Here is a 15,252-nt window from a genome sequence, read left to right as displayed (position 1 = left end):
AAAGGCTGTTGATGGACACCCGCACGATCCGCCGTACGAGCGTCACGCTCCCTGCCCTGAACGAGCCGGGCCTCTACCTCTCCAACATCACCTCACTGGAGGGCGGCCGTGGCCGGGTGGAGGAGTTCCACTACGCCGACGCCGACCTGCGGGACCTCGACCTGGCCGACACCCACCTGATGGACGGACGGATCACCGGCCTCAAGGCCCAGCGCACCCGCCTGGAGAAGCTCCGCGTCGACTCCCTTGAGTTCACCGGCTGCGACCTGTCCTCCCTGCAGTGGACCGACAGCAAGATCTCCCGAGCCGTCTTCCGTGACTGCAAGCTCATGGGCGCCGCACTCGAAGACGTCACGCTCGACAACGTCCTGTTCGAGAACTGCAAGCTCGACTACAGCACCCTCACCCGCGTCCGGGCCGCCGGGCCCGTGATCTTCGCCAAGTGTTCGCTGCGCGAGACCACCTTCACCGCCGCTGACCTCGGCGCCGCCCTGATCGATGACTGCGATCTACGGCTGACCGAGTTCGACGGCGGGAAGTACCGCGGCCTGGACCTCCGGGGTAACGACCTCTCCCAGCTGCGCGGCCTGGCCTCGCTCAAGCAGGTCGTCATTGACCACGCCCAGACACTCCAGCTAGCCGAGGCACTCGCCGCCGAGCTGGACGTCACCTTCGGTGAAGCCCTCGACGACAAGTAGCCCCGCACCTGCCCTCGGGAGGACGGCCATGGGCCCGCGACTCGTATTCGACACGTACGACGACATACGCGGCCGGTGCGACACCGCACCGGTCCGGCAGACCGGCAGCGAGCCCGGCTACGACCACGGCGCCATCGTCCCCAGCGACGACTGGGTACCCCTCACCGCCGAGGAGGCCGAGCGGCACCAGGCCGACGACTCGACGCCGGACAGCATCCGAATCGAGCTCGTACGCCGACCGCTGCCGGACCTCGCCTCCGACGACCTGGCGGGCCGCCTCGAAGGCGCCGCCCGCCTCGACCCCCTCAACGGTCGCTGGCCCACCGAACTCCTGGGCTGCGCGGCCAGCCCCGGCAACTGGGCCACCACCACCGAAGACTCCGCCACCGGCCGACGCATCGGCCTGCACGTCGACAACTTCGACCGGCTGCCGTACCCCAGACGCCACCAGGGCCGCAGACGGCTCTGCCTCAATCTCGGCCCCGGCCCGCGATACCTGCTCATCGGTGACCACGACATCCAGCAGATCTGCCGCACGCTCCACGCCGACCCGGACCGGCACCACCCACACACCGAGGACATCCGCCGGTACGTCGCCACAGGACACCCGTTGCGCTGCCTGCGCATCCGCCTCGATCCGGGCGACGGCTACATCGCTCCGACCGAGTTCCTTGCTCACGACGGCTCGACCGCCGGAATCGACCAGCCCTCCGTTGCCGCCTTCTGGCTCGGCCAGCCGCCAAACGCGTCATGACAGATCAGCCACGAAACCGAGCTCAAGGACCGGGAGACCCGAGCATGGACGCGACGGAGCCCCACCCCGCCCTCGGCCCTGCCATCGCCTGGCCCACGCTCGCCATGTGGGTTCGATGGGACGGCGAGCGTCTCAACCTCGTGTCGCTGGCACCCGCACGCGGCGCCACGGCGGATCAAGTCCTGCTGCCGTGTACCCCGGAGCTCCTGATACAGCTCGGGAAGATCTCGCTCGGCAGTAGCCGTGCCGGCCTGTACGCCGCGCGCCTGACGGAGGACGGTGCGGACCACCGTCTGGTGCTCTGTCAGCGAGGTTTGGAAGGTGCGGTCCGGATCAGCGGAGCCGTGTCCTCGATAGCAGAGTCGCTGTACGGGAAGACCCGAGCAGCCATGCTCGCGGCCGGCCGGGAGCAGAGAGCCGCAGGGAACCAAGACGAGGCAGCGCAGTGGAGCGCGATGGCCCGCCAACTGCTGATGGCCAAGCGGGCGAGTCGGCGCGGACGTAGTGTCCGCACGGTCTCGGGCGGACTGCCGACACTCGGCAAGCACGGATGACTGGAAGGACGAACTATGGCAAAACTCCGGGCATTCCGAGAGATCCAATATCCGACGCTACCGTTATACGGCTCCGCGTCGTCCGATCCGCTCAACACGGATCTGCGTCTCCTGGTGACGCCGCGCCGGGCCACCCTGTACGTCGACCGGGTACACCTGCTGGACGTGGCGTGGACGTTCGACGAAAAACTCGGTGGATGGCGCATGTCGTGGGAGCCGGTAGCGGAGGTCCCCTTGGGTCGCTGACCAGCCCTGACGAGGGCAAGGTCCCGGCTCGGGCTGGTGGGCGAGGCGTCGCCTGCCTACGGTTCGAGCCGCTGCCGACCGGGGCGTCGGTACGAGCGGGCCTTTCCGGAGTAGGTCATCGTGCATCCTGGAGTGCCCGGTTGACTGCGTCGCTTGTTGCCGCCGCGGGTGGCACCACAAGCTGTCCCACCAGGATCGTGGCTGGTGATCGGCCCGCGTTGTGGCTTCTGCGGGGCTCCGATAGACAAGCGGTAGGACGAGCACTGCTGGACAGCCTGGCCGCCACGACCGAGTCGTACCGCTTCGCGATCCGGCGATAGGGGGCGCGCGATGAGCAGAGGGTGGCTGCTGCTTGTTGCTCTCGTAGTGGTTGCTGTCGGCTGCTTTGTGGCCGCTGCATACCGTGCGGCGGCGCGGATGGCGCGGGCGGACACTCGGCAGGATCTGATCAAGCTGAGCAACGTCCCGCAAATGGCCACGACATTGACGGCTACGAGCGGCCAGCCGACGTATGCCTTCACGGCCCCTTTCGCCGAGGGCCGGTCGCACCCTTTCGGTTGGCTGTGGTGGTGGGTCGAGCGCGCGGCCGACGGCACGCTGCGGCATGAGATGGGGTGGGCGCTGACCTATCGCAGGGCCCGGAAGGCTGCGGGCCTGCCGCTCTCGATCCGGGCCCGGCATACGGAGATCACCTTGGCTTTGGGGCACGGAGTCCAGAGGGCCAACGACTGATCCCCGGGTACCTTCTCACCCGTCCCACCGGGTGGCTCGCCGACACTTCTAACCGGGGGTTCACCTCTTTCGGGTCTGGACGGGCAGGCTTGACCGGACCGGTGGTGTGGTGGCTACCGGGGTGCGCGTGCAACGCTGGGTCGTGCCGGGATGTAGTGGGCGTCGGGTGCCGGTGCCGTGTGCAAGTTCTGTGGCCAGGCCGGCGAGCATTGAAGCCGGCGCGTGTGGTGAGGTGTGCAGCGCCCAGGTGGGATGGTCGACGCTTGGGCCGGCCCAGATGGTCCAGGTGGTGAGGGCGCTGTTCGGCTTCTGGGCAGCGAAGGCGTCGAATAGAACCCCCGCGTCCTTTGACGGGTTCGTCCAGCGGATCCAGCGTCCGTCGACTGTGTGCGTCCAGCCTGCCTCAAGGAGCGGCTTGGTGGCGGCGGTGACGGACTTCTCGTCCATGGCGCCGCTGACGGCGGTGTCCAGTCCGTCACCGTCGGCGAGGTGGTGCAGTAGTTCTTGGAGCACGGGGGCGGGGGTTGTGCTGGTCGCGGTGAGGTGCCATGTGCGGTCTGAGACGGGCGTCTCGTAGGCGGCTATGGTCCAGGCGGTCTCGTGGGCGGGGGCGTCGTGGATGCGCTCGATGCGCAGGGTCTGGGATTCGTGGATGGCGTGGGTGGTGTCGTCGGACCAGGTGCGCCACTTCGACCAGTCGCCGTGTGCGTCGAGGAATTCGTCGAGGAGGTCGTCGTGGTTGCCGGGATCGGCGGCGTAGGCGGGTACGGTCTCCGGCTCGGCGGGCGGTGTGATGAGGGAGGTCCGGGCTTCGGCAGCGGCGCGCTCGGTGTCGGTCATCGGTGCAGGCCCCGGGCGCACGGTGTCGCCGTGGACCCGCTCGAAGGACACCAGAGCCTGGGCGGGTGAGTCGAAGGTGTCGGCGACCTGCCGCAGGTGGTCCTGGCCGTGCAGGTAGACGCTCTTGCCGGTGTTGAGGTAGGTCCCGACCGCGACGGTGGTGTGGCCATCGTGGGCGTGGGCGTGGATGAGGAGGTGGCCGTGACGGATGTCGTCAAAGATCTTCTGGGCCTCGGCGGAGACCTCCCGGATCTCGGTGCGGGTGCACCAGGGCATCGGGTAGTCGGCCCACGTCCATTCCTCGTCGATCGCTTCCCGGAGCCGGGGTGTGATCTCGACGGCGATCCCCTCGGCGATCAGCTCCCGGGCGGCGTCCTCGGCCCAGTAGGGCTCCTCGTGGTCGATGCGGGCCAGGACCAGGGTGTTCTTGGCGACGACGTGCCAGTCGGCGGCCTCCAGGCCCACGTGGGGGATGTGGGCCTGGGTGCCGGTAAGAGTGGCAATCACAGCGCTGGGGTGCGTGGGGTGGGTGTCGAGGCGGACATGGGCGTCGATGGAGGGGGGTGTCACTAAGAGTGCTCTTTCTGCCGGGGTCCGGGCCAAGGGGGCCGGTCACCGGCGGGCTTGGGTCAGCGGGAGATGCGTGCCGCGGGTGGGGCCGTGGTCCGCGGTGGACCGGCCCGGGGCGCTGCCGTGGCGCTGGTGCGCGTGGGTCTGCTCTCTGTCGCGGGTGAGGTGGCGTGCTGCCACCGGGTACGTACGGCGGTCAGGTCGGCGAGCGCGCGGCGGCTGCCGACGACGAGCTGGTACGGCGTGGTGGCCGGGTCCTGGGTGAACGCCTCGATGCGCCGGCCGATGTGGTGGGCGATCTGGAGGAGGGAGCGCTGGAGGATGCGCTCGCCCCAGGACTCCGGGGAGCCGACCGGTCCGGCGAGGAGGTCGAGCAGCTCACTCGGCTCGGCTCCGGTGCTGAGGAGGCCACGGTGCTGTGCCTCCCACAGGACCGTCACGGGGTCGACGGGGGTATCGCGCCGCGTCAGGGCGACCAGGCACTGCCATAGCCCCGCGTGCAGTGGGTGCGTGAAGTCGCCTGGCTGCAGCCACCGCATGGCCTTCACCTCGTTTGAGTGGGCGGTGGCGGTGGAGAGCAGCAGCCGTTCCTCATCGAGGGCTTCTTCTCCGGTCTCCCGGGGCGGCGCTGACGGCAGGGGCGTGCGAGGCAGAGAGCCGGGGTGCGGGGCGAACCGGGTGCCCAATTCGTCGAGGTAGAGGCTCAGGGCGTCGGCTTGCCCGAGGACGGACACGGCAGGGTTCGGCAGGGTCGCGTCGGTGGCGATCTGGCACAGCCGGTCGGCGTGCTCACGTACCGTCCGGCGGGCGTGATCGGCGCGGATCATGCCCGCGTACGCCGCGGCGTGCTCGGGCCGGGGGCAGACCTGGATGAGGGTGTGCAAGTAGGAGGCGGTCAGCCCCGGCGCCTCGGGCTGGGCCTTGGTCAGCACGGCGTTGAGCCAGGCTATGTCCTTCGCGTGCTGTTTCGGGTCGGGGGCCGGCACGCTGAGCAGGGCGGTGAACAGGGTGCCGTGGGCGTGGTTGCCGAAGTGGTGTGGCTCCAGGCGGCCGATGGTCTTCAGCCGGTGTGGTTCGAGCAGGAGGGCGCCGAGCAGGGCTTGTTCGGCGTAGTGCACGGGTTGTGGCGGTGGCAGGTCGTCCAGGTCGTCGCCCTCGTACGGGTCGGCGGGGTGGGGCATTAGGCGGCCAGGGTGAAGTCGTCGGGGTTGAGGGTCTTGCCGAGGTGCGGGGCGAGGAGGTGGGCGGCGAGGCGGGGCGGTACGGCGTTGCCGATCTGGCTGAAGGCTTGGCCCTTGTTGCCGGCCCAGGGGTAGTCGGCGGGGAAGGTCTGCAGAACTCCCGCCTCCTGGGCGGTGATCCGGATCGGCTCCGGGACGACGGGCGATTCCGCGCCCCCGGCCAGCGGGGCAGCGGGTTCAGCGACCCAGGTGCATTCGTTCGAGCGGTGCCCGAAGAACAGCGTTCCCGCGGGCTCGAACAGGGGCCGGACGGTGGCGTGGGCCTGGTTGTTTGTCCGCAAGGACCACGACCAGTCAGGCTCCAGCAGGGGACGGTCTGCTGACTGTTCGTCCTGGGCTCCGGGGCGGGTGGCGGGCTTGGTTCCTTCCCGGCTGGAGCGCTGGAGGGGGGTGTCTGGGTGGGGTGTCCAGGTGCCGCGGTCGCGGGCGGTGGACAGTGCCTTCCGGGAGCCGGAGGGGAAGGGCTCGGCGCCGCCGCCGGGTCCGCCGCCGGCGCAGACGGTGGGCACAGGCCGGTCGGTCGCTCCCCATCCCAGGGCCTGCGCCATGCTGACCCAGCGGGCGCGGCCCGGCCCGAACAGCCCCTCGGGCTCCTCGATTTTGGCGTGGGTCGGTGGGGGTGGCTGGGCGGTGCGGACGCGGGAGGCGAGCAGGATCGCCCTCCTCCTTGTCTGGGGCACCCCGTAGTCCGCGGCGTTGAGAATGCCGGTCCACACGGAGAACCCCCAGCGGCGCAGGATCACCGCGTACTGCTTCCACAGCGGGAGGACGTCTGGCACTTCCTCCATGGCGACCCACTCCGGCTCTCCGACCGAATTCAGGTCGTGGAGGTAGCGCATGGGCTCGGCGGCCAACAAGGAACGCACATCCTGGCAGGCGCCGAGGAGCGCTTCGCGGGTGTCGCGACCAGCGGCGAGGTCTGCGACCGCCTGGTGGACCAGGGGCTGGTCGATCAGCCCGAGGCGTTTGCCGGCCATCGACCATGCCTGGCACGGCGGGGACGCGATCAGTCCGCGGGTCCGACCGAGGAAGGGCCACGTCGGATACATCGCCACGTCGGTCTGAATCGTCAACTGCCCAGCGGCAGTACGAGTTTTGCAGGCCCACTGGTCCCATTCCAGGCCGATGTCCCGGGCGCCGAGGGTGCCCAGTGCCCTGCTCCAGCCGCCCGGCCCCGCGAAGAGGTCAAGTATCAAGCGGCCAGCCCGAAGTCGTCCTGCACCGCGGCGTCGACGTCACCGCGGCAGGACCAGGGCGAGCAGCCGTCCGCGACGCCGTTCTCCAGCTCGTCGGCCTCGCCTTCGCCGAGGCGCAGGGCTGCCCGTTCGGCAGCGGTGACGTGGTCGATCGGCGCCTGGCTCAGCGGGACACGGGAGCGGTGGAGGAACGCCTCGCCGAGCAGCCGGCTACCGGATGCGTTGGCGCGGGCGTTCCCCTGCCGGATGGCCGCGTCGAATTCGACGACGTCCGCCCACTCCGACGGGGATGTGTCCCTGATGTGCCGCCACTGCGCATTTCCGTGGAACGGGCATCCCAGGCAGCTCGATTTCGGTGTTTCGGCCAACCCGAGCGAGGTGAGATAGCGGACGCAGTCCGCCCTGCTCCAGTCAAGGTCCAGAAGCGGATGCCGATTGCGCATGTACTTCACATCGGCGTCCTTGGCCCGGTGGAACTCATCGGTGGAGATCCCCACCCACTGCTCGACGAACACCCCCTTGGGGATGCGCGAAGGGTAGGGGTGCCCGAGTAGCTCACGGACCTTCTTTTTAATCGGCTTTATCTTGTATTCGCCGGTGCACTGCCTGCGGGTCATTCCTGGACGCCCGTCCTTGTTCAGGATGTGGAGGGGCATGGAGGCGAATCGGTGGTCCGGGTTCAGGGCGTCGCTGCGAAGGTTCCCGGACGACACACGTAGAAGGGGTATTCCGGCGGGCTTGGCTATCTCCCGTTCCAGGCGGTCTAGATGGGCGTAGACGGCTTCGGGTTCCCATCCGGTGTCGGCGAAAATCGCGTAATCGACCTTCGGGAGGGTCCCCTCGGCGGAAAGGGCGAGGAGGGTGCTGGACTGAACTCCCGCGCCCAGGGAAAGGGCGCGGAATCGGGGCTGATCTGAAATGGTCTGTCCTGGGGTGGGGAATGGGGGAACGCGCCGTCAATGCGGCTGGTGTGTTAGCGGGTGGGGCGGGACCAGCCGGTCACGGTGTATGGCGTGGTAAAGGGCGGGGATGCGGTCGAGGAGGTCGGTGGCCGACTCGATGAACTGCTGCGGTGAGGGCCCGATGAGGACCACCCGCTGTGACACGGCGTCGGCTCGACGGCGCCGGTTCTCCACGGCCCGGGCGAGGGCGGCGGCCAGTTCGGCGCCCGCGTCCTGGGCGGCCTTGGCGATATGCGCGACCCGTTCGAGGAGCAGCAGGTCCGCGGAGGTGGTGTGCGGCGTGTGCTGTGCGAGGACGCGGAACAGATACAGGGCGGTGTCGGCGAGGTCTTGGGTCTCGGTGATCCACGCGGCCAGCGCATGCGCGTCGTCGGTGATGCTGGTGCGCAGGGCCCGGTGCAGGGCCAGGGCGTCGGTGGTGATCCGGTCGAGGGTCTGAGCCGGTGCGGGGCGATCAGGCACGGGTCTCCCTGGAGGTGGGTGTGTGCAGGGCCTGGGCGAACGCGGCAGTCACTTCGGCAGCTCGATCAGGGTCGGTGGCCAGGGCGCGCACGACCGGGGTGCCGATGACGACGCCGTTCACGACCGGGGCGACGCGCGCGGCGAGGGCCGGGGTGGAGATCCCCACGCCCGAGACCACGGGCAGCGGGCTCACGCTGCGCAGGCGCCGGGTGAAGTGGCCGAGCGCCGGAAGGTCGACCGGCCCTTGGTAGCCGGTCGGGGCTGTGCTGGCGGGTGCGTAGAGCCATCCGGAGGCGCCGGCGACCGCGGCGGGGAGGCTTGTGTCGGGGGTGGTGCGCGGGATGAGGCGTGGGGTGCGAAGGCCCGCGTCTCGCGCGGTGTCGTGCCAGCGGGCCGCATGGTGGGCGGGCAGGTCGACGACCATCACGCCGGCGGCACCTGCGTCGGCGAACAGGCGGGCCAGGTGCTCGGGGCCGTGGCGGCGGACGGGCTCCCAGTAGGTCATGACGACGGTCGGCCGGAGGCCGGCGGCATGCTCGACGGCGCGGACGGCGGCATCGAGGGCGTTTCCGCGTCGCAGCGCGCGGTGGTAGGCGGCCTGGATGACGGGGCCGTCGAGGACGGCGTCCTCGGTGGCCAGGCCGATCTCGAACAGGTCGGCTGCCTGCGCGAGCTGGTCGAGGTGACGGCGCTCGGCGGATGCCGGATGGAGGCCGGCGGGGACGAACACGCCAAGCGAGCAGCGGGGTTGGGTGAGGAGGGTGTGGAGGGGATCGGCAGTGGTCAGGGTGGGGCCTTTCCCGGCGGGGCTGTCGCCGGAGGTCAGCGGCGGCGACCGGCCGGTGGAGTCGGGCGTGCGGGCGGGGCGGCGGTGTGCCGCGATTGCGGGCCGGGCAGCTCGGGCGCGGCGGGAGGGCTGCTGAAGGCGGGTGCGACGAGGTCGAGGGTCTGGGCGACCTGCTGGGCCTGGTCGTGGGCGTCACGGAGCTGCTCGGCGACGTCGTCAGGGAGCCGGTCCCACTGGGCCCGGTACTGGTAGCGCTGGATGATCTCGGCACCGTTGCGCAGCTGCTCGGCGACCTGCTGCAGGATCGCGGTCTGCTGCTCGGGTGCGGTCACGGTGTGCGTGGCCTGCAAGAGCGCATCGAGGGCCGTGGGCAGCGGCTCGTCGTCCGCGGGGAGGCCGAAGAGGTGGGCGTGCAGTGCCTGGGCGAAGACCGTCACGGGTCCGCCTCGGCCGCGGTGACGGTACTCGGCTGGGGCCTGTCGGCGAGCTTCGAAGCTGACGGTCACGTCGCGAGGTGCGGCGCCGGGGCAGATCTGGTCGGCGAGGGCCCGGGCGAGATCGTGTGCTGTCGGGGTGTCGGAAGGCGTCGTGGGGCTCCGGGAGTTGAGGTCAACGGGCTGCGGCGCGTGCCGCGGTCGCGGTTGGTCGGGCGGGTGGGCGTGTTGCGGCGGGTGCGGTGGAGCGGGGCCGGGCGAAGGAGGCGGTGAGGTCGCGGCGCCCGGCTGCGGTGAGGTGGACGCGCTCGTCGCGGAACCAGCCCGGGCAGTCCTCGCGCATCACCAGGCCGCGGCTCTCCAGGGCGCGGATGGTGCTAATGCTGACGCGGAGGTCCTCGCGGCGCAGATAGGGCTTGCCGCTGGTGATCGCCACGTCGCCGCGCGCCACCGCGCGCAGCGTGGTGTCCTGGGTGGGGGACAGGGCGGGCGGCTGATATTCGGGTACGAGGCCCCGGTGCCGGCGTTCGACAGCGAAGAGTTCAGCGGTCGCCAGGGCGTCTGAGGAGCCCAGGGCGGTGAGGCTCGCGACGAGGCTGAAGCACCGGCCGGCTCCCCGGCGGGCCTCCTGCTCGGTCACGACCGCCAGGAAGCCGTCGCCCAGCTCAACGGGCAGCCCCGCGCGGGTGTTGTCGAGGATGTCGACGGCGTCGATGAGATGGTCGGCTGCGTCGGATGCGAGATGGGCGAGTTGGCGCACGCGTGCGTATACCGCGTGGATCGCGGGGCTGTGGTACATCGGCTGGGCATTGAGGGTGTCCACGATGGCGAGCGCGGACCGGGCCAGGTGTTGTGCAGATTCCGCCTGGGCGTTCAGCAGGGTGGCGGGGGTTGGCCCGTTGAGCACGTGCCGCTGGTGAGCGTCGTTGAATCGGGTGAAGTCGGCCCCCAGATTGAGGAGTTGTTCGGCGGGCTCAAGGGAGGCGGTCTTCTCGGTCAGGGGGATGGCTCCGGGGCGATCGGGGAGTCAGCGGCGGCGGCCGGGGCGGTTGGGACGGTCGAGCTGTGCTAGGGCGTGATGGATCTGGGGATTCACTCCGGACCCGCGGACCGGTGTGATCAAGGCGCTGTTTCCATGCCGCGTGCTGAGGGGGATGTCGGCAACGACCCGCTCCACCGCCATTGGCGCGGTCAGGTGGGCGAAGAAGTTGCGGACGAGGCACTCAGGGGTGTCTTGCGTGAAAGTGGCCAGCGGATCGCCCTCGAAGTAGACGTGCTCGACCTGCCAGGCGATCTCCTCGCCGGGCGTGTGCTGCAGTCGGCAGTACAGGTCGGGCGAGGTGAGGGCGCCGTCCTCGGCGGACCAGTCGTTCAGCTCGGCGAGCTGGTCCAGGGGCATGTCCGTGATCGGGATGCGGTCGGCATGACGGGCATCGCCGAGCAGCTGGGGCAGTGCCTGGGTGACGGCGGCGACCGCCTCCAGGGGCGCCTGCCTGCTGAACTTCGCTTCCCAGTACGGCTCATGGTGGGCCACGGTGAGCCACTGACCGCGCGGGTGCAGTGGGGCGAAGTCGACGAACAGGCTGGCGTCGGGGCTGTCGACTGCGACGTGCCCGGTGGCGGCATCGTGCTCGTGCTTCCACCCGAAGAGGTGGATCAGGGGGCCGATCACGTCGGCGACCCGGTCGCCGGCGCCTGCCATGTACCGAGGCGAAACCATGACCCGGTCGTCGTGTGCGTACGGGCTCATCGGCGCACCTCCCGCTTCACCGCAACCGTGGGCATGGTGGCCGCCGCGGCTGTTGACGCGGCGGCCGGCACTGTGGTCGCACCGGTACGGGCCCGGTGCTGGGCCAGCGCGCGGTGTCCCTCGGCGGTCACGGTGATGCCCCGCCCTTGGTGGAGCGGTATGGAGGTGTCGAGGTGGACCAGGCCGCGCTTGTCCAGGGATTGGAATGTGGCGATGGTGATGAGTGTGTGGTCGGGGGTGAGGACGATGGTCGAGCCGCGGTCTCGCGTCTGTATCGTGGCCCCGCCCTTCGCGAGCGAGGTCAGTGCTTCGTACTGGGTGGGACTGATCCCTTGTAGCGCCTGTCGGGTGGTGGGCAATGCGCGTTCTAGATCGTGGCTGATGCCGGTGGCCAGCTGGTGGCAGGAGGCCGCGCACACGTTGAGGTCCCAGGCGGCGTCGCCGAGGTGGCCGGCCATCTCCGGTGTGTCACGGGCGTGCCTGGCGTTGCGGATGTTGTCCTCGTCGTGGCTCGGTCCGCCAAAGCCGATGCCGTCCAGGGGGTTGACGGCTAGCGCTTGCGCGAGGCCCCAACTGGCCTGGGACGCATCGGCAACGAGGCCACCGAGACCCCTGAGTGATTGTCGGCTGCCGATCACGGCTGCGTACGGGCTTCCGCCGAGGGCGGACAGCGACAGGAGCACCTTCCCGACAAGCTCCTGGCTCTTGAATACGAGGGGTGCGAGCTGCCGAAGGGTTTCTGTTCCAGGCGCGGCGGCGAGGCCGCGGACCCGGTCGTGGAGGGCCATGAAGTCGTCGCCGAGGTGGCGCAGGTGGTAGATCTGCTCGTTGAGATCGATGTCGGTGGTCAACAGGGCTCCGGGGGCATGTCCTTGAGAAGGGCGGCGGGTGTGGGAATCAGCGCGGGCGGCGACGGGTCGCCGGGCCGGACGGCGGACTGGGGGCCGCAGGTGATGCACGGCGGGGTGCGGCCGGGATGTCCATTGGGGTGGGGATGGCGAGGCTGACGGGGACCGTGAGGCCGTGGGCGTAGGCGTGCGTTTCGGCGGCCGTGACGGCGCCGAGCAGGCCGCGTTGCTCCAGCCCGGGCGGCGGCTGATAGGAGGAGCCGTCCGCCGCGCGGGCGAAGCCGTGCTGCTCCAGGAGTGAGCGGGCGGCGGTGGTCTGGGCTGTTGCCGTCACGGTGCCGTCGGTGAACTGGAAGCGGAGGTCCGGAGTGGCTTCGGGAGTGCCGGGGCCCCAGCGCGTTGTCCAGGAGAGGTCGACAAGGTCGAGGGTGTGGGCCAGGAGCCCGTACATCGCGACCCCGGCGCGCTCGTGGGCGTCCTGAGATGTGCCCGGTGGGAGCAGGTAGAGCGTGCGGCCGAGGTGTTCACGGGCGAGGAATCCGGCGTCGGTCAGCAGCCGGTCGGCGTCGCGGATGTGGCGGTTGAGGACGACGAAGGTGTGCCCGTCGTCGGTGGACCCGATGAACACGTCGGGGATGTCCAGAAGAGACAAAGACAAGGCGGTCCAGGGAGGTTGTTGGGGGGGAGGGACTTGGTGGTTGCTCAGCGGGCTCGGCGCGAAGAGGTCTTTTCCGATGTTGGCACCGGGGGCGGGGCAGAGGGGGACGGAAGCCGCGTCGGGGTGGGCGTGCGCAGGGTGCTGCGGGCTTCGTCGAGGGACTGTGCGGCGGCGTGGAGATGGGTGCGCAGCGCGCAGTGATGCTCGATGTCGTGAAGCCGTGCAGCCGTGGACGTGTCAGGGTTCGGTTTGCTGAGCGTGGCGAGCGGAACCATGGCCTGCGCGTAGTGGTACTGCGCTCTGCTGAGCGGGACGGCCGCGTTGGTGAGTTCCTCGACCGGGTGCCAGGCGGAGCCCGTTTCGTGGGCAGAGTCGAGGTGGTAGTGGGCGTCGCCGGCGAAGCGCAGGGCGAGATGACTGAGCAGGTCGATGTGGCGCAGGGCGGTGAAGAAGCCGCCGGGGCCGACGTCGACGGGGTGAGAGCGAACGTCGGCGATGACGGCGCCCAGTGCTGCATCTGGCGTCATGTCGTCGAGTTCGCAGGGTTCGTAGGTGTCGATGAGGCTGTCCTGTCAAGGGGATTGCCAGAGCGTGTGGGCGATCTGCTCGGTCCCGTGGTCCGTCCGCGGCCGGGACGGTGTGTGTCGTCCCGGCCGCGGCGGTTCAGTGGCACGCGGGGGAGGAGCGGCTGGTTGGCGGGGCGGAGTGCTTACGCGGCCGTTGTGAAGTTGCTCTGGCTCGGCGTCGTCTTGGCGACGGCGCGATCGGTGATGGCCTTCGAGGCGCGGGCGGAGGCGGAGGAGATCTCGTCCGCTTCGGGCTGCTGGTACCAGGGCTTCATGTCGAGTGCGGCGACGCGCATTCCGGTGGCGAAGCACAGGGCGCTGCCCTTGGGCAGGGCGCGGATGGCGTCGGCCGCCAGGATGCGTTCCTGCCGCATCGACACGCTGGTGGACTTGCCGGACTCGGAATGCGAGACGGACGTGCTCTCCACGTCGTGGTCACCGATCAGCCGGGACAGCTTGTCAGCGAAGTCGGGGTCGTCGATGCCGGGGCCGACGATCTTGATGGTGGAGGCCGACCACATCGCGTCCATGCCCGCGTCCCCCCACACCTTCTGGCCCTGCCGGTAGGACTGCAAGATGGTGATCGGGATGATGCCGCGGCTGCCAAGGTGCGAGTACAGGTCAGGCAGGTCGCTGATCTTGCAGACGTTGGCGGCCTCGTCGAGGATCGCGAGCATCGGCGGGTCGAGCCGCCCGCCGGCACGTTCGGCCCGGGCGGTCGCAGCCCGCATGACCGAGTCCGCGCACGCCGCGATCAGCGCGCTGGCACCGCCACCGCCGTCCTTCGACAGCAGGTAGAGCGTGTCCGTGCTGTCCACGAACTCCGACGGCTTGAACTCTGCGATGCCTTCCTGCGGGGTGACCCAGGCGGCGATCTCCGTGTTCAGCAGGGCGGCGGCGTACTGGCGGGCCGTTTCGTAGATGCCGTCGCGGGTCTCCGGCGGGCCCTCCACGGTGCCCTTGAGCTGAGCGGCGACCGCTGCGTGGTCGTGGTCGCGCAGGATGTCCAGCGGGGTGCGGTCCGCGGGGAAGGCCAGCCAGCTCATTACGTCCGTGATCGGGCGGTCATCGAGCGCCGCGGCAAGGAACAGCTGCGAGAGAATGTTGGATCCGGCCTTGGACCAGAAGTCGCCCTGCTGGCTTGCGTCCACGCTTGCGGCGAGGAAGTGGCCGGCGAGGCGGCCGGCACCCTCGAGGGTCTTGGCATCCGCCAGGGGGTTCCACCACATGGCGCGCTCGGCGTGCGCGATCTGCTGGGGGTCCATCGACCAGACCCGGCCGACCGTCGCCCGCGCGGTGATGGTGGCGGTGTAGGCGTCGCCTCCTGCCTTGTTCGAGGTCAGCAGAACGGGGCCTGGGGCGTTGAGGATCGAGGGGATGGCCAGGCTGGTGGTCTTTCCGGAGCGGGGGGCCATGATCGCCACGGCGACGTCCTCCCAGCCCATCCGGACCTCGTGCCGGGTGCCCTGCAGATCACCGAGCAGGATTCCGGTGTCGGTGGGATCGATGTGCTTGGTGCCCTTCAGGCTCGGGCGCAGGGAGCGGGCCTTGGCGGTCATGGCTTTGGCAAGGAGGGGCTCGATGTCCCTCGTGCGCGCCAGCCCGCGAAGACGCTTCTTCTTTCCGCCGGAGGCGCCCTTGCGCCGCGACCACCACCAGGCGCCGACGGCGGCGAGGGCGAGCAGGACGGTGGTGGGGGCGATGCGGGTGCCGACCAGCAGCGTGGTGTGGTCGAGGTCGGGCCACAGCTGTTCGGGGTGGAGGAGGGCGCCGAACGGTTGGTAGGGAGCCGGAGTGCCGGAGTCCGTCAGCCAGGCGGCACCGAGGCCGCCGAGCCAGGCGAGGTTGGCCAGGGGGACGGCGACGGCGACGATCCCGAGGAGGACCTTGAAGGCAATGTCGTAGCCGTCGTTCGAGTTCGGCGAGGGGGAGGAAGTGGGCAAGAGGGAGGGCG

The 15,252-nt window shown here is 70.0% G+C and carries 18 protein-coding genes; 5 read left to right on the top strand and 13 right to left on the bottom strand.

Annotation, left to right across the window (positions count from 1 at the left end):
- The first annotated feature begins 11 nt into the window (after positions 1 to 11).
- From STRNI_RS11675 to STRNI_RS11655, 5 genes are all read left to right on the top strand, one after another.
- Positions 12 to 698 (top strand): pentapeptide repeat-containing protein, encoded by a 687-nt coding sequence (locus STRNI_RS11675; protein WP_277411217.1) that lies wholly within the window; start codon positions 12 to 14, stop codon positions 696 to 698.
- A 28-nt stretch (positions 699 to 726) separates the two neighbouring features.
- Positions 727 to 1,452, top strand: coding sequence for a hypothetical protein (locus STRNI_RS11670; RefSeq protein ID WP_277411216.1), 726 nt, complete (start codon positions 727 to 729; stop codon positions 1,450 to 1,452).
- A gap of 44 nt (positions 1,453 to 1,496) precedes the next feature.
- Positions 1,497 to 2,006: a hypothetical protein gene (locus STRNI_RS11665; RefSeq protein ID WP_277411215.1), complete on the top strand. Its 510-nt coding sequence runs from the start codon at positions 1,497 to 1,499 to the stop codon at positions 2,004 to 2,006.
- A 15-nt stretch (positions 2,007 to 2,021) separates the two neighbouring features.
- Positions 2,022 to 2,252: a hypothetical protein gene (locus STRNI_RS11660; RefSeq protein ID WP_277411214.1), complete on the top strand. Its 231-nt coding sequence runs from the start codon at positions 2,022 to 2,024 to the stop codon at positions 2,250 to 2,252.
- A gap of 330 nt (positions 2,253 to 2,582) precedes the next feature.
- On the top strand, positions 2,583 to 2,984 hold the full coding sequence (locus STRNI_RS11655) for a hypothetical protein (RefSeq protein WP_277411213.1): 402 nt from the start codon (positions 2,583 to 2,585) through the stop codon (positions 2,982 to 2,984).
- A gap of 60 nt (positions 2,985 to 3,044) precedes the next feature.
- Here STRNI_RS11655 and STRNI_RS11650 read toward each other — a convergent pair whose 3' ends face one another.
- From STRNI_RS11650 to STRNI_RS11590, 13 genes are all read right to left on the bottom strand, one after another.
- On the bottom strand, positions 3,045 to 4,394 hold the full coding sequence (locus STRNI_RS11650) for an SPDY domain-containing protein (protein WP_277411212.1): 1,350 nt from the start codon (positions 4,392 to 4,394) through the stop codon (positions 3,045 to 3,047).
- Between the two features lie 59 nt (positions 4,395 to 4,453).
- Positions 4,454 to 5,575, bottom strand: a complete 1,122-nt coding sequence (locus STRNI_RS11645) for a DnaB-like helicase N-terminal domain-containing protein (RefSeq protein ID WP_277411211.1) — start codon at positions 5,573 to 5,575, stop codon at positions 4,454 to 4,456.
- Positions 5,575 to 6,831 (bottom strand): DNA cytosine methyltransferase, encoded by a 1,257-nt coding sequence (locus STRNI_RS11640; protein ID WP_277411210.1) that lies wholly within the window; start codon positions 6,829 to 6,831, stop codon positions 5,575 to 5,577. The genes STRNI_RS11645 and STRNI_RS11640 overlap by 1 nt, the downstream gene beginning before the upstream one ends.
- Positions 6,828 to 7,718 carry an adenine nucleotide alpha hydrolase family protein gene (locus tag STRNI_RS11635; protein ID WP_277413240.1) on the bottom strand — a complete coding sequence of 297 codons (891 nt, stop codon included), beginning with the start codon at positions 7,716 to 7,718 and terminating at the stop codon, positions 6,828 to 6,830. The genes STRNI_RS11640 and STRNI_RS11635 overlap by 4 nt, the downstream gene beginning before the upstream one ends.
- Positions 7,719 to 7,787: 69 nt before the next feature.
- Positions 7,788 to 8,255, bottom strand: a complete 468-nt coding sequence (locus STRNI_RS11630) for a hypothetical protein (RefSeq protein ID WP_277411209.1) — start codon at positions 8,253 to 8,255, stop codon at positions 7,788 to 7,790.
- The gene (gene trpA, locus STRNI_RS11625) at positions 8,248 to 8,985 is read right to left on the bottom strand and encodes a tryptophan synthase subunit alpha (RefSeq protein WP_381845835.1); all 738 of its coding nucleotides are present in this window, start codon (positions 8,983 to 8,985) and stop codon (positions 8,248 to 8,250) included. The genes STRNI_RS11630 and trpA overlap by 8 nt, the downstream gene beginning before the upstream one ends.
- A gap of 92 nt (positions 8,986 to 9,077) precedes the next feature.
- Positions 9,078 to 9,479 carry a hypothetical protein gene (locus STRNI_RS11620; protein WP_277411208.1) on the bottom strand — a complete coding sequence of 134 codons (402 nt, stop codon included), beginning with the start codon at positions 9,477 to 9,479 and terminating at the stop codon, positions 9,078 to 9,080.
- A gap of 172 nt (positions 9,480 to 9,651) precedes the next feature.
- Entirely contained in the window at positions 9,652 to 10,383 is a 732-nt protein-coding gene (locus STRNI_RS11615; protein ID WP_277411207.1) for a hypothetical protein, read from the bottom strand.
- A gap of 120 nt (positions 10,384 to 10,503) precedes the next feature.
- Positions 10,504 to 11,226, bottom strand: a complete 723-nt coding sequence (locus STRNI_RS11610; protein WP_277411206.1) for an SPDY domain-containing protein — start codon at positions 11,224 to 11,226, stop codon at positions 10,504 to 10,506.
- The gene (locus STRNI_RS11605; RefSeq protein ID WP_277411205.1) at positions 11,223 to 12,077 is read right to left on the bottom strand and encodes a hypothetical protein; all 855 of its coding nucleotides are present in this window, start codon (positions 12,075 to 12,077) and stop codon (positions 11,223 to 11,225) included. Before STRNI_RS11605 ends, STRNI_RS11610 begins: the two co-directional genes overlap by 4 nt.
- Before the next feature lie 46 nt (positions 12,078 to 12,123).
- On the bottom strand, positions 12,124 to 12,732 hold the full coding sequence (locus STRNI_RS11600; RefSeq protein ID WP_277411204.1) for a hypothetical protein: 609 nt from the start codon (positions 12,730 to 12,732) through the stop codon (positions 12,124 to 12,126).
- Between the two features lie 44 nt (positions 12,733 to 12,776).
- A complete protein-coding gene (locus STRNI_RS11595; RefSeq protein ID WP_277411203.1) occupies positions 12,777 to 13,259 on the bottom strand; it encodes a hypothetical protein in 483 nt (160 codons plus the stop codon).
- A gap of 182 nt (positions 13,260 to 13,441) precedes the next feature.
- Positions 13,442 to 15,241 (bottom strand): type IV secretory system conjugative DNA transfer family protein, encoded by a 1,800-nt coding sequence (locus STRNI_RS11590; protein ID WP_277411202.1) that lies wholly within the window; start codon positions 15,239 to 15,241, stop codon positions 13,442 to 13,444.
- Positions 15,242 to 15,252 lie beyond the last annotated feature (11 nt).

It is taken from the genome of Streptomyces nigrescens (assembly GCF_027626975.1).
Lineage (GTDB): Bacteria > Actinomycetota > Actinomycetes > Streptomycetales > Streptomycetaceae > Streptomyces > Streptomyces nigrescens.
Note: the sequence above shows the minus strand (reverse complement) of the source record. Positions and strands in the feature narration are given on the sequence as shown.

Coding starts and splice junctions, on each gene's coding strand:
- STRNI_RS11610 (WP_277411206.1), bottom strand. CDS start 11,226: ATGAGCCCGTACGCACACGACGACCGGGTCATGGTTTCGCCTCGGTAC.
- STRNI_RS11660 (WP_277411214.1), top strand. CDS start 2,022: ATGGCAAAACTCCGGGCATTCCGAGAGATCCAATATCCGACGCTACCG.
- STRNI_RS11670 (WP_277411216.1), top strand. CDS start 727: ATGGGCCCGCGACTCGTATTCGACACGTACGACGACATACGCGGCCGG.
- STRNI_RS11665 (WP_277411215.1), top strand. CDS start 1,497: ATGGACGCGACGGAGCCCCACCCCGCCCTCGGCCCTGCCATCGCCTGG.
- STRNI_RS11645 (WP_277411211.1), bottom strand. CDS start 5,575: ATGCCCCACCCCGCCGACCCGTACGAGGGCGACGACCTGGACGACCTG.
- STRNI_RS11675 (WP_277411217.1), top strand. CDS start 12: ATGGACACCCGCACGATCCGCCGTACGAGCGTCACGCTCCCTGCCCTG.
- STRNI_RS11655 (WP_277411213.1), top strand. CDS start 2,583: ATGAGCAGAGGGTGGCTGCTGCTTGTTGCTCTCGTAGTGGTTGCTGTC.
- STRNI_RS11595 (WP_277411203.1), bottom strand. CDS start 13,259: ATGACGCCAGATGCAGCACTGGGCGCCGTCATCGCCGACGTTCGCTCT.